13 protein-coding genes are annotated in these 12,739 nt (G+C 40.4%); 5 read left to right on the top strand and 8 right to left on the bottom strand.

What is annotated here, in order from left to right; all coding sequences use genetic code 11:
* Positions 1-102: 102 nt before the first annotated feature.
* Both O1449_RS10470 and def read right to left on the bottom strand, forming a co-directional pair.
* Complete coding sequence (locus O1449_RS10470; RefSeq protein WP_269238267.1) at positions 103-1,380, bottom strand: glutaminase; 1,278 nt, start codon at positions 1,378-1,380, stop codon at positions 103-105.
* A gap of 154 nt (positions 1,381-1,534) precedes the next feature.
* Positions 1,535-2,017, bottom strand: a complete 483-nt coding sequence (gene def, locus O1449_RS10475) for a peptide deformylase (protein ID WP_269238268.1) — start codon at positions 2,015-2,017, stop codon at positions 1,535-1,537.
* A 131-nt stretch (positions 2,018-2,148) separates the two neighbouring features.
* Between def and O1449_RS10480 the strand changes: the two genes are divergently transcribed.
* Entirely contained in the window at positions 2,149-2,352 is a 204-nt protein-coding gene (locus O1449_RS10480) for an amino acid transport protein (RefSeq protein WP_269229909.1), read from the top strand.
* Positions 2,353-2,395: 43 nt separating this feature from the next.
* Here the strand turns inward: O1449_RS10480 and O1449_RS10485 are convergent, their stop codons facing one another.
* Both O1449_RS10485 and O1449_RS10490 read right to left on the bottom strand, forming a co-directional pair.
* Positions 2,396-2,887: a DUF2505 family protein gene (locus O1449_RS10485; protein WP_269229908.1), complete on the bottom strand. Its 492-nt coding sequence runs from the start codon at positions 2,885-2,887 to the stop codon at positions 2,396-2,398.
* A gap of 109 nt (positions 2,888-2,996) precedes the next feature.
* Positions 2,997-3,287, bottom strand: coding sequence for a hypothetical protein (locus O1449_RS10490; RefSeq protein ID WP_269238269.1), 291 nt, complete (start codon positions 3,285-3,287; stop codon positions 2,997-2,999).
* A gap of 216 nt (positions 3,288-3,503) precedes the next feature.
* Here O1449_RS10490 and O1449_RS10495 point away from each other — a divergent pair, with 216 nt between their 5' ends.
* The 3 genes from O1449_RS10495 to O1449_RS10505 all read left to right on the top strand — a co-directional run bounded on the left by O1449_RS10495 (position 3,504) and on the right by O1449_RS10505 (position 5,937).
* The gene (locus tag O1449_RS10495; RefSeq protein ID WP_004661051.1) at positions 3,504-3,944 is read left to right on the top strand and encodes a universal stress protein; all 441 of its coding nucleotides are present in this window, start codon (positions 3,504-3,506) and stop codon (positions 3,942-3,944) included.
* 238 nt (positions 3,945-4,182) lie between these two features.
* Positions 4,183-5,424 (top strand): transporter, encoded by a 1,242-nt coding sequence (locus tag O1449_RS10500; RefSeq protein ID WP_269238270.1) that lies wholly within the window; start codon positions 4,183-4,185, stop codon positions 5,422-5,424.
* A gap of 144 nt (positions 5,425-5,568) precedes the next feature.
* Positions 5,569-5,937 carry a hypothetical protein gene (locus tag O1449_RS10505; protein WP_269238271.1) on the top strand — a complete coding sequence of 123 codons (369 nt, stop codon included), beginning with the start codon at positions 5,569-5,571 and terminating at the stop codon, positions 5,935-5,937.
* Between the two features lie 22 nt (positions 5,938-5,959).
* Here the strand turns inward: O1449_RS10505 and O1449_RS10510 are convergent, their stop codons facing one another.
* From O1449_RS10510 to O1449_RS10520, 3 genes are all read right to left on the bottom strand, one after another.
* Positions 5,960-7,123, bottom strand: coding sequence for an alanine racemase (locus tag O1449_RS10510; protein WP_269238272.1), 1,164 nt, complete (start codon positions 7,121-7,123; stop codon positions 5,960-5,962).
* A 244-nt stretch (positions 7,124-7,367) separates the two neighbouring features.
* A complete protein-coding gene (locus tag O1449_RS10515) occupies positions 7,368-8,654 on the bottom strand; it encodes a D-arabinono-1,4-lactone oxidase (protein WP_269238273.1) in 1,287 nt (428 codons plus the stop codon).
* Positions 8,651-10,399 (bottom strand): neutral/alkaline non-lysosomal ceramidase N-terminal domain-containing protein, encoded by a 1,749-nt coding sequence (locus O1449_RS10520; RefSeq protein WP_269238274.1) that lies wholly within the window; start codon positions 10,397-10,399, stop codon positions 8,651-8,653. Before O1449_RS10520 ends, O1449_RS10515 begins: the two co-directional genes overlap by 4 nt.
* 65 nt (positions 10,400-10,464) lie before the next feature.
* Between O1449_RS10520 and O1449_RS10525 the strand changes: the two genes are divergently transcribed.
* Complete coding sequence (locus O1449_RS10525) at positions 10,465-11,556, top strand: AraC family transcriptional regulator (RefSeq protein WP_269238275.1); 1,092 nt, start codon at positions 10,465-10,467, stop codon at positions 11,554-11,556.
* Positions 11,557-11,884: 328 nt separating this feature from the next.
* On the opposite strand, the gene tauD is transcribed toward O1449_RS10525, so the two are convergent.
* Positions 11,885-12,730: a taurine dioxygenase gene (gene tauD, locus O1449_RS10530; protein WP_005205078.1), complete on the bottom strand. Its 846-nt coding sequence runs from the start codon at positions 12,728-12,730 to the stop codon at positions 11,885-11,887.
* Positions 12,731-12,739 lie beyond the last annotated feature (9 nt).

Raw genomic sequence — 12,739 nt, forward strand, 5'->3', positions numbered from 1 at the left:
ACCTACTGTTTAAAACAGACGCTCAACCTGATCTAAGCATCTCTAGCACAATATATCAACTTGATTTAAAACCTATATCATTTCAATATAGGCTTTTTCAACCTACAGCTCTTTATGCTTCTCAATCAAATCCTCTAGATTCTGATAAACATGCAACACCCGATCTTTATGCGTTCGTGCATGATCCAAACGCTGTTCGGGGTCAACCAAAAGCAAGGTATGACCATCATCAATCAAACGATCAATCCCCTCTAAAAACATCCGTTTACCTACATCATGAATCAGTGAAATCTGGCTCAAATCAATCACGATTGTATTCTTATTCACAGGTTCACACTGCAAAGTCCGTAACAACATTTCCGCTTCAGTAAATTTCAATACACCGCGCAGCACATACACACTTAATGACGCATTTTTCCCTGTCAGATAATGGCTTTGTACAATGGTTTGTGCCGAAGATGTGCCTTCCATCAAATGTAAGCCCATGTCACGTGATAACCGTTCTAAAATATCAATACCACGAACACTATTACCGTGTTCATCTAACTTTGGTGAAAAAGCTGCAATACTGACCTGCCCCGGCAATACACCCAATATCCCACCTGCCACACCACTTTTGGCTGGGATACCAACCGTCGTGAGCCAATCACCAGCGGCATCATACATGCCGCAACTCATCATCACACTGAGGACTTGGCGTACCACTACACGATTCAATAATCGTTTACCTGTTTTAGGATCAATCCCACCATTGGCAAGAACACTTCCCATACGTACGAGATCTTTCACCGTGACCAAAATCGAACACTGACGAATATAGCCATTCACAATATCAACAGGATCGCTCTCCAAAATCCCGACGGTTCGCAACATATACCCTATCGAAAGATTACGATAGGCAGTTTTTACCTCGGACTGATAGACGGCATCATCAAAACGTAGTTCACGCCCAGCCAGTTCGCTCATAAACTCACGTAGAATTTCTGCGCCTTGTAGCCCTTCTTTGATTGGAATCAATGAATGTGTGGTGATTGCACCTGAGTTAATCATTGGGTTTTTTGGACGGCGATCGTTCCCAAGTGAAATCTCATTGAATGCTTCGCCAGAAGGTTCAACACCCACTTTGTCTAATACTGCATCTATTCCAAGCTTTTGTAGTACATAGGCATAAGTAAAAGGCTTAGACATAGATTGAATCGTAAACTCGATCTCATCATCGCCCACCGAATAGATTTCACCATCTACAGTAGACAATGCCAAAGCCAACCGATTGGGATTGGCATTGGCTAACTCAGGAATATAATCGGCTAGACGACCGCTATTATCAGTATCACAGGCATCAATTACGTGTGCCAAATAATCAGGAAGTGGCGTTTTCATGGTTGTCTGCCTTTAAAGATTTAAAGTGTTCATATCAATTAAATTTTATAATACAGAGTACTGATAATATTCAAATTATAGCTTTTGTAATTTTTTTAATGTCTCAAGCAATTGCCAAGGCTCACCATATATTTTTAATGTCTAACCAATAAACCTAACTCACTCGTTCTACAAACAGTATCCCATCCAAATGATCCACCTCATGCTGAACAATTCGTGCAGGGAAACCCTCAAAAGCCGTTTCAATCACTTCACCTTGCAAAGTGTAATAACGCACTTTTATTGCCTGAGCACGTTCAACCTGCCCACGCTCATTTGGTACGCTCAAACAGCCTTCTTCACCCAAACAAGTCGTTTGAGAAAACTCTAATATTTCAGGATTGACCATAACAACGGCATCCATATCAGGTGCATCGGGATAACGTGGATTTGATCGCGAAGCAACGATGATCACACGTTTGGAAATATAAACTTGTGGCGCTGCAATTCCGACACCATTGCGCTCAAGCATGGTACAGTGCATTGCTGAAGCTAATTGCATTAACCATTCACTATTAAATTCACTTGCCGCGACAGGAGCAGCTTGAAGTTCTAAAACACTCTCACCCCGTTGTGCTACAGGTAAAATCACACTCATTAGATGACCTTATTATTTTTGACCAGATAGTGAATTACATACTATTTGATATTAGGTTGAGCTTCTATAATTTTCATTTAAGAATCTTGCCATAGTATATGCGCAATAAAAATAAGGTATGGCAAAACACAATGAACGCAACCCAACTTTTTCTAGGTGTTATCTTCGGGTCGATTGGCTTAGGCTATTTTATGTATGGCAAAAAACAAAAGATGACCGTGCCTTTAGTTTGTGGTTTAGTTCTGATGATTTACCCATACTTTATCGAGAGTACAGCGTTGCTAAGTGTCATTGGCGTGATTCTTTCAATCCTGCCCTATTTTCTGCGTTTCTAAAATAAAAAACTCCCCTTACGGAGAGTTTTCAATCTATTCAGAATTATAGGTTTTTCTTTAATTCTTCTTCTACAATTTCAATCTCTAGTTGGCTAAATTTACGAATTTCGCCTTCTGCATGCTTTTCAAGCATACCACCAATCAAAGGTACTTTAACTTTAACAGTCCAAGTCAGTGCAATGTCTACTTTTTCACTGTTTCCTGTCACCTTGCGTTCAGCTTTTGCTTCTAAAGGTAAGTTTGCGCCTAGCTCTACCGTTGAGGTTAAATTTTTCAAATCGGTAATATCAGAACGTTTTAAACGAAATGCATTTTTTAATAATTTTTTAGCCACATCTGGGATATTTACATCAAGATTATATTCACGACGTAAGGTATAAATATCACCCTTTACAGCCGATTCAATAATTTCTAAGTTTTCACCTGGAATACGTTTACACACTGCTTCATGCAATGAAGTCATAGCAACTAATCTTGAAAAATCTTCAATTGAAACGCCATGAATTGTTTCATTTACCGTAAATTGATGTGCCATTTTTTAAATTTCCGTTTAGTTTTAATTAAGGTTTTATCATCGCAGAAAATTATATCATTCTCATTTCAATCACAGAATCTGAACACGTAAAAATTAATGACTGCTCGGATTAATAATTTTTATTGTAATGATGTCTTATACCTAATTTTACCGTTACTCGTTCCATTCGGCTGATATAGAGATAGTGATTGCCATATTCGATGACTGCATAAAACTGCTCTGCACCATCATCCAATCCTGTGGCTGACCATGTTGTCCCTTGTGGAAATTCATCCAACCATATGGCTTTATAAAAATCTGAAACCGAATCAAATGCCAAATAAGCTTCTGGATCAGCCATAATTTTGGCAGCGACTTGATCAAATTTTTGTTGTTTGAATGCTTCTAAACTGAGTAACACGGATGTTCCTATGCCTAAAAATATGAAGAAAAATTACAAAAATACAGAGATTCTCTTAGACCCATATTTTGCTGAGGGATTTCCTATATTTCTAGATTATTTTCAGCGTTATCATAGGTTTTAGATGATCGTCCCATTTGCTAGAGTGGGTTCAATGTGTTATCAACTGCTTATAATACTTTTATCTTTTACAACGATAAACTATAAGGAGTAAATATGTCTTATCAAAATATTTTAGTCGCGGTTGATGATTCTCCAATTTCTTATGCAGCAGTTGAACATACACTGTCTTTAGCAAAATTATCAGGGGCAAAAGTAACTGTACTCAGCGTGGTGGCTGTTGATCCATATGTCGGTGTTGATTTTTATCAAGTTGCACCAGCCATTACTGATCATTTTATGCAGGCTGAAGCGCATGCTAAAACCCAACTACAAGATATTTCTCAATCTTTCATTCGCGATGGAATTGAGGTTCAAACCAAAATTCAGCATGGTGCAGCGAGTGAAGGAATTATTTTTGTCGCTGATGAAGTCGGTGCGGATCTGATTATTATGGGTTCACATGGTCGTACGGGTGTAAAACGCTTATTACTGGGTAGTGTAGCGCGTGCTGTTTTAACTGAATCCCATATTCCTGTGTTGATTGTGAAACAATAACGATTTGCTTGAATTGAAAAAACCTTGTGTCTCGATACAAGGTTTTTTATTGCCTAAAATTTATTGATATGACCGCCTTGCCCCCCATATTGATGATCTCCAACCCTATTCCATATATTTAAAAGATGTTTCACTCAAACTAAGGCATTGCATTCACTTTCCAATGAAAGCGAGAAGATGACCGTCAATAAAAACAGCATGTTTAAGAATAAGACACGGTTTTACAAGGATGATCAATATGAAACTCAACCCACTGGTGATTGCTCTGTGTGGAATGTGCATGAGTACATTTAACCACGCAGCAGCACTGGATCAATCGGGACAATCTATTCTTCCTTTTCTGGAAAATGGCAATTATGTCGAGGTCAATGCCACAGCTGTTGATGCTGACATTTCAGGAAAAATTCGTAATCGTCCAGAACTGGTCAATGATCCGAACAATCTTAACTCAGGCAATATGGGCAATAGCTTTCAATATTATAGTGCCGCACTCAAGCTGCAACTGACTGATCGAATCAGCTTTGGTCTGCTCTACGACCAGCCTTTTGGTGCCGATATTCGCTATCCGATGCAATCGAATAATACCTTTTCGGACAATAAATTTACCCAGCAAGGTACATCGGTCAATGTTGATACTGAAAGCATTAGCATGATTCTAGGTGTCAATCCTTTTAGCAATTTTCAAGTCTATGGCGGTGCTGTCTATCAATCGGTCAAAGGTGATGTGGCACTTCGTGGCAACTCCTATGGCGAAGCCTTTAATGGCTATGATGCGAAATTTAAACAAAACCATGCTGTGGGCTGGCTGGCAGGTCTGAGTTATCAAATCCCAGATATTGCCTTGAAAGTAGCCGTGACCTATCGCTCTAAAATCGACCACGATATGCAAGTGACTGAAACTATGTTTGGTCAGCCTTTGGAAGTTACCGCAGCAAGTAAAACCAGCATTAGCACACCACAATCCGTCAATATTGATTTTCAAACAGGTGTCTATAAAGACACGCTCGCCTATTCCAATTTCCGTTGGGTCAATTGGAAGGAATTCCATATTCGTCCGACTCAGTTTGGTGCGATGACTGAATATCTGACGACCTTAATCAGTGGAGGAGCTTATACAGGTGGATTTGATCTAGACAGTTATCAAAAAGATCAATGGGCTACGACTTTGGGTCTCGGACATCAATTTACTGAACAATGGAGCGCATCCACTGAAGTGAGTTGGGACTCAGGTACAGGCAATCCTGCATCGACTTTAAATCCGACTAAAGGCGCTTGGGGCGTTGGCTTAGGTGTTCAGTTCAACCCTGCACCGAATTATTTTATTGCAGGTGGAATGAAATACTTCTGGTTAGGTGATGCGGTTGCGGAAGATGGTACGTATTACATCCCAGTTGAAGGTGTTAAGTCGATCGCAGAACAAGCTGATTTTAAAAATAACAGCGCAATCGCCTACGGTCTAAAAATTGGCTATCGTTTTTAATGATTCGACTTAATCAATATGTTGTCTTGTAGCAACACTTTCCACTGTTCCGACTCAACGATTTCCTTGCGTCAAAGAAACTGATTAAATTAGCATCTCGACCATGTTATTTTTACAGTTGATTTGATCGCTAGGAAAAATTCAATGAAAAAAATGTCTCTTATATTTTCTTTGCTTGCATATAACCTAGTTCATCCTTTAACCGCCTTTGCCAATTCAACCGAACCCAAAGAAACGATGGATATTTTTATTGGCACATTAACTGTTCAGGATAAAAAAGCCATTTTAACGCGATGCGATCTTACTCAGAATGAATATGTATTGAAAGATGCCGATTGGTCGAAGCAAAAGGCAGTATCAAGTTTTCTCTCCAAAGCCACGACACTCAAACAGCCGATTTATGCAGAAGTGATTGCGGCTTATAAAAGCGAAAAAGATACCAATATTCTATTGGTCGATTCCATTGAAAATTTGACTGAAGCGAAAAGCTGTCATTTGAGTGATTTATTTTAAAGTTCAGCTGCTCAACAGCCTTTCATTCACGGAAAGTTTGCCATGTCTCAAAAACATGTTGCTGATATAGTTTTAATTCTGAGAATTGAGGAATAATCGCTTCACTCTGCGTCGGTCTTAAAAACACAAAATCATCGACTTGAATATTACAATCCTTCGGTACATTCACCAACTCCTGATTACTACTTCGTCCATACAATGCATGTGGATGCGCTTGTTTTGGATATACATAATTGGCCAGCCAATAGCCCCCATAAATAAACAGTGCCTTACACTTATGTGGCAATTTATCCAATAAAGACATTGATGGTAGCTGGGTAAAAGGTAAAACTTTTAAGACTGGCGATGCAATCCATAAAGCAGGCTGTAAAGCCTTTAAAAAATCACTGTCAAAATCACTTGGTTTTAATAGCATTGAACCAAAAGACAAATCATTACAGACACTTTCAGTGGTATGAAAACTAAAGGTTGGACTACCACCGCCATTAAAACAAAGCTCATCATGCCACAGCGTTGGGAACTGTTTTTGAATCAATCTTTGATAGTTGGCATAGGTCTGCTGCGAACTTTGATAAGCCAGTTCAGGTTTTTTAATCATCGCAGGGATTTTGGTGACATGCGCATCATAGCCCATCAAACCAGAAAGCTTTAAATACTGGGGGTGCTGTTGAATCAACTTTAAAATTTCCGTCAATTGCTGTGCGGACTGTACTCCTCCTCGATGTAAACCAACATCAATCTCAATATTCACATCCAAGCACAGAGAATAGAGCTGAGCGATCTCAAGATACTGTTGTAAGCGTTGCTTGGTATCAATCAGCCATTGAATGTTGGCATTTGACCATTCCGAATGCTGCTCAAAAAACTGATGCACTGCTTGAGCAGGCATTGGTTTACCCAACAGAATATCCGCTTCGGCAAAATTTTCTAAGATCGAAACAAGATGCGGTTGATGAAATACCATAAAGCGTTGTGTATTGATCTGTTCAGATAGCAACTTGAGCAAGTCTAGGCTCGCTAAAGATTTCACCACCAAACGGGCTTTTAAATGTGGTGCATGTGACAAGCGCAGTTGCACATGTTGGATATTTTGTTTTAACGCAGCCGCATCCACAATAAGTTGCGGAATCGCAATACCCTGTTTTTTGAGATCGAGATTGAGTTGTTTAAAATAATGATCCAACATGGCTATACCTTTTTTATTTAATCCTGATCCTAAAAAACCATCTTATACAACGGAATGTCGTCTACAAGCTGTAGCAAGCCAAAGCAACTAAAGCTTTGGCAAAGGCAAGCGTTTAAATACATCTTAGAAGCTTCAAACGTTTCTCAGGCCAAAATCAAAGTAAGTCTAGCTGAAAGCTTAACCCTTAATTGGATGAGAACTCGATATGATTCCGTTAAATACTTTTAACTCATAAAAAATCTATTTAACCTAAAAACAGCTTTTCCAGATAGGGGTTTAAAAACTTGGCTTCTGGGTCAAGCTGCTGACGCAACGCCATAAAATCATCCCACTTTGGATATAAAGCCCGAAGCTGTGTGCTGGTCATATGATGCATTTTACCCCAGTGCGGACGACCCTGATATTTTTGCAAGATTGGCTCAACCACATCAAAAATCAATCGTGGGTCTTGCTTATGATATTGATGCACTGAAATCGAAATCGAGTCCTGCTGATAAAAAGGACTGAGCCAAATATCATCACCCTTCACAAAGCGAAATTCGAGCGGAAAAAAGGTGGCGACTTTATACGTTCTTAAGGCATGCAATACTTCGTCTAAACAAGCAAGCCCTTGATCAACAGGAATCTGATATTCCATTTCATTAAATTTAGTATTTCGTGGTGTCGGAAAGATCTTGCTCGACCAATCGACATAGGTGGTCGGTTTGACAAAGATTCCCAAAAGTTTTTGTAAATAAGGATTCAGTGAAGGAAAGTTTTTGGTCAACTCAGAACATAAAGTCAGTAAAGTATCATCCGATGGAAAGTTCTCTTTGCGTGGCAAAACCTCGTCATCGGTCTCATCCAAGGTTTTCAGCATCAACTGCTTTTCATGGGAAAACACAAAGCACTCGATATGTCGATGCTGATGCTTCCATTGCTGAATATGCTGCTTCATGTCTTCCACAGGACAAAGTTCAATATGTTCTTTGAGTTTATAGCGTGGGCGATTTTGCATAGTGATCTTGGTTAAGATTCCCAAGCTACCCAAAGAAACCCGCCCTGCGGCAAAGATTTCAGGGTTCTCTGTGCGACTGCATTTTAGGATTTCACCTGATGCCGTCAATAACTCAAAAGCTTCAACATAAGCCGAAATACAATGCAAATCGGCTCCTGTACCATGCGTCCCTGTAGAAACCGCACCCGCCAGACTTTGCTGATCAATATCACCCTGATTCATCAAAGCCTGATTGATGGATTGCTGCTGTAAATGCTGATCTAAATCGTATAATCGTGTACCCGCATAAATATTGCTCTGACATCGTTCAAGATCAGTCGATGCAATGCCTGCAATATGATCTAAAGATACTAAGGTCGCATCGGTACACACCAACGGCGTAAAGGAATGCCCTGCACCGACTACCCGTATTTTTTGTTGTGCTTTAACAATGGACTGTAGCTCTTGCACATTGGCTGGTTGTAAAATCTGTTGTGGCTTGGCTTTTTGAAAGCCTGACCAGTTCGTCCAGATGCCTTGTGTTAAATTACTCATACCGCCTCTCCTTGGCTAACGGCAGTTTTTAAATTGCCATGATTAGTGCGTTTTGCGAGTTCGTTTTCTGGAATCGGCTGTGGTCGTGTTATTTCATCGTAATGACGTTTAGTTTTTTCTAATAATAATTGTTCTGCTAATTCTTTGAATTTGCTCTGACAAGCTGCCAATGTCCATTGACCAAATAAGGTATGCCCACCCTCATAAGCTTGCTGTTGGTATTCTTCATAGGTCGTGACATAACCCATATAATCATTGCAGTACGATGCTAACCAAACGCTTTCAATTGAAGCATGTACGGCAAGTGTCTGTTTAACGGTGTCGACCACTCTTCGCCCTGCGATGGTGGTAAATTCTCCCGGACAGCAAATCAAAGCCAATTGACCTAATCGTACAATCTGTAAGGGAACTACACTTGGGACTAAAGGACTGTGCTGAATTGCACCAGCTTTGACTTGTCGGTTCATTTCTGCAATCAACGGATCAAGAATACTCGGCGGAAAACCAATCGGCTGACCTAGAATTTTTTTAGTACCCGCTTCCAGTAAGATCTGTTTTGGTCCTTGAGAGGCATACAGCTGTTGATATTCTGCAAAATCAGCTGCTTTGGGATGCTTAGTTTTTTGTTTGCGAAATTGATCGGCTAAAAACTGCATCCCTTTAATTAAAACTTTTGGCGCACCTAAACCATCGACAGGTGTTCCTGCAAAAAAAGCCGTACCATGGCAAGGCTGACTGGTCTTTGCATGCTTTTGACCCGCTGCAAACTCATCTGGAATCTCAATATTACTCAGGTCTACATAGGACATAACGGCATCAATCTTGCCTTCGACTTTCTGCAAATTTTTAGGAATATTTGATTGTAAGGCTGTCAAAGCCAATTCACTTTGATAACGCCCATTTTGTTGCGCGTATTGATATTCCTGTTCGCCTTTAATCTTATTGCGAATCTTGAGCTGATCTTTGCCATGAAAATGCGGTGATACATCGCCTGCGGTGGCTTGGGCAAAAATCGTGACTGGATTTTGAATCCCTTGCTCAATTAAAGCTTGTTCCGAAAATGCGGCTGCATAACCTTTATTATCACCATCATAGGCGTTTAAAGAATTTCCCAAACAGGTTGCATGTACCCCAAATAAGGAAATCAAGGACTGTAGATGTTGCTCACGATAGAAACCAATCAGCTGCATTTCTCGGTTCAAGGCTAAATGCGTTTCAGCTTCGGTACGTGGTTGAACTTCTGGATTCCGATTATAGGCTTTGATTGAACGATTCCATGCGACAGGTGTCTGTTCTGGAAAATGTTGAACCTCCAAGAAAATCTCGGTGTCTTGTTCAGAAACAATCGCATTTTGAATACTCTGTACAAGTGCCTCTACAATGGCATTTAAATGTTCAGGCACAAAACCCGGTGTCGGCATGTTGTATAAAGCTTCATGCCCACAACCGCCAGGCCCAGAATGGGTATGGGTTGCCATAAGGACCAATTGATTTTCATCAAATGGTGAATCTAGAATTTTTGTGAGTCGCGCTACTGTTTGGCTACGCATCGCATGGGTAATACAACCTACGTCCAGACAACAGATCAGAAGTCGATTGCCGTGTTGATCGACAATGCTCACACTACGTGCAAATAAAGCTGTGCGCTGCTCATAGGCACGATGAGACCATTGCCCATAACCAAACATGGCATAACCTTTCGGTGTTATTTTAATTTGCTGCTTATCCCAACCCACCTGATACATTGGTGCTTTCCTTTTTCAATTCTTTTTCTAACTGTGTTAAAGCATGTTGAAAGTTAATCAAAATTATGCGATACCCAACAGGGTTAAAGACACTTTTCTTTGGGGGGCAAAACGGACTTATGCCTATACGTAGCAGCGATAAAAATGATCAACAGCAATTTATTCCACCCACCATTCTGGCGAGCCTGATCCATTATGCAGAGCAGCAACAGTGGGATTATGCTGCATGGTTTCAGAATTCAGGTTTAGATATTGCACAAATACAGCAAACCCAAGGTGTGGTTCGTTTTAGCCAACTCTGTGATGTTGTTCGTCAAGCCATGACAGCTTATCAACAACCTAACCTAGGCTTAAAACTTGGCAGTAGCGAAGGTCTGATTTCGATGGGGATTTTGGGCTTTGCCATGCAATCCTGTAAAACCGTTGCAGATGCTTTAGACATTGCGCTGCGCTACCATCGGATTTCTGGCAGTGTCTTGAATATTAACTTTTCCATCCACGCTGATTTGTGTGAGCTGGAAGTCACTGAACCCTATCCCTGCAATGAACTGAAAGCCTTTTTCTATGATGAATTATTTAGCAGCATCATTACCTGTTTAAATGCAATGCTAGGTGATCATGAGGATGTCATCAGCCTTGAACTCAGCTATTTCCCAAGCGAATATCAACAACAATATAGCCATATCTTTGGTTGCCCGATACAATTTAACCGTGATAAAAATATCATGCGTTTTAGCACTAGCCTGTTGCAGCGCAGCTTAAAAAATTACAGCCCTGCCAACTACGCAACTGCTATCCAAATCTGTGAGCAGGCCTTAAAAGAAATCGACCAGCTCAATCAAGTCGGCTATGTACATTTACTCGATCATTTGATTGAACAGCATTTACCTGAACGTTTTGAGATGCAGCAAGCTGCTGAACAATTACGTATCAGTGAACGCCATTTAAGACGGCAATTATTATTAGAAGGGCTTAGTTTTCAACAAATTCGGCAAAATGTACTGGAACGTAAAGCTAAGCAATTACTGGAACAGAACCTATCCATAAGTGAGATTAGCCTGCAATTAGGTTTTAGCGAATTACGTGAATTTCGACGTGCCTTTAAACGTTGGACGGGACAAGCGCCTTCGATCTATAAACAAGAGGCTCATTTCTAATTAAATAACACTTTGAAAATTTTGGATTAATTAGTGCTATCTACCATTTTATATAGAACTTTTCTCAGGAATCACTGGTGCTACAGGTCATCCACAACCTGCGTGAGATTAATCAAATGCCATTTCTGCGATTAATTTAAAGAGATGATGGAAGTAAACAGGTTTTGTGGATGACAATGGTTTTGGTTACTTTTGCCGAAACAAAAGTAACTCCAGCTGAAAGCTTATCCAAAAATAAGATGAGATCTCCGTAAGATTCCACAAAGACGATCGAACTATAAAATAAAAAGCTCAGGATTTACCCAAGCTTTCTAATCTAAATAAAGCCTTAACTTGCCGCTTGATAAAACGGCACATCACCATTAATCGTGGCACGATGCATAATTCGATGCGCCTCACCATAATCAAATAAAGCCTTATGCTGTGTGCAACGATTATCCCAAATCGCTACATCACCTGCCTGCCACTGCCAACGTAAATGAAACTGCTCATTGGTGGCATGCGCAAATAAATACTGTAGCAATTCAGCACTTTCAGTCTCATCCAGCTCATTAATACGCGTGGTAAAACCTTCGCTCACAAACAAAATCGGCTGACCCGTTACTGGATGCGTTCTCACCACAGGGTGAACAACAGGTGGATTACGCTTAAAGGTTTCTTCCAGTTTTTTACGCTCAACATCATTATGCGCGAAACGCTCAATCGGGAAAGACTGACGAATGTCATGTGTTGCGGTTAAGCCTTTTAACTTTTGCTGTAAACCTTGATCCAAGGCAGCAAAAGCCGCTGCCCCGCTTGACCAAAGTGTATCACCACCGACAGGTGGAATCTTGATGGCTTGTAATACACAACCCAATGGCGGTTTCTGACTGAAAGTCACATCGGTGTGCCATAGTTCATTGTCACGTAAGTCTTGTTTCCAGCTATCCAATACAATGATTTCAGGCACATTATCAATAGATGGATAGATCGGATGGATGTGCAAAGAACCAAAACCACGCGCAAGCTCAGCTTGTGCCTGAGGTGCAAGCTGCTGGTTGCGGAAGAAAATCACATGATGATCCAGCAAAGCCTGTTGAATTTGTTGCGTAGTATTTTCATCAGCCGTGTTTAAGTCAACATCGTGAATAATTGCACCGATTGTTGGTTTAATAACTTCAATATTTAAGGTCATCTTCTACTA

This window comes from Acinetobacter sp. TR3, assembly GCF_027105055.1.
In the GTDB taxonomy this organism is placed as follows: Bacteria; Pseudomonadota; Gammaproteobacteria; order Pseudomonadales; family Moraxellaceae; genus Acinetobacter.

Excerpts from the sequence above, each read along its gene's own strand:
- O1449_RS10510 (WP_269238272.1), bottom strand. The coding sequence starts at position 7,123 with ATGTTGGATCATTATTTTAAACAACTCAATCTCGATCTCAAAAAACAG.
- O1449_RS10500 (WP_269238270.1), top strand. The coding sequence starts at position 4,183 with ATGAAACTCAACCCACTGGTGATTGCTCTGTGTGGAATGTGCATGAGT.
- O1449_RS10505 (WP_269238271.1), top strand. The coding sequence starts at position 5,569 with ATGAAAAAAATGTCTCTTATATTTTCTTTGCTTGCATATAACCTAGTT.
- O1449_RS10525 (WP_269238275.1), top strand. The coding sequence starts at position 10,465 with ATGCGATACCCAACAGGGTTAAAGACACTTTTCTTTGGGGGGCAAAAC.
- O1449_RS10480 (WP_269229909.1), top strand. The coding sequence starts at position 2,149 with ATGAACGCAACCCAACTTTTTCTAGGTGTTATCTTCGGGTCGATTGGC.
- O1449_RS10520 (WP_269238274.1), bottom strand. The coding sequence starts at position 10,399 with ATGTATCAGGTGGGTTGGGATAAGCAGCAAATTAAAATAACACCGAAA.
- O1449_RS10515 (WP_269238273.1), bottom strand. The coding sequence starts at position 8,654 with ATGAGTAATTTAACACAAGGCATCTGGACGAACTGGTCAGGCTTTCAA.
- tauD (WP_005205078.1), bottom strand. The coding sequence starts at position 12,730 with ATGACCTTAAATATTGAAGTTATTAAACCAACAATCGGTGCAATTATT.
- O1449_RS10495 (WP_004661051.1), top strand. The coding sequence starts at position 3,504 with ATGTCTTATCAAAATATTTTAGTCGCGGTTGATGATTCTCCAATTTCT.
- O1449_RS10485 (WP_269229908.1), bottom strand. The coding sequence starts at position 2,887 with ATGGCACATCAATTTACGGTAAATGAAACAATTCATGGCGTTTCAATT.
- O1449_RS10470 (WP_269238267.1), bottom strand. The coding sequence starts at position 1,380 with ATGAAAACGCCACTTCCTGATTATTTGGCACACGTAATTGATGCCTGT.
- def (WP_269238268.1), bottom strand. The coding sequence starts at position 2,017 with ATGAGTGTGATTTTACCTGTAGCACAACGGGGTGAGAGTGTTTTAGAA.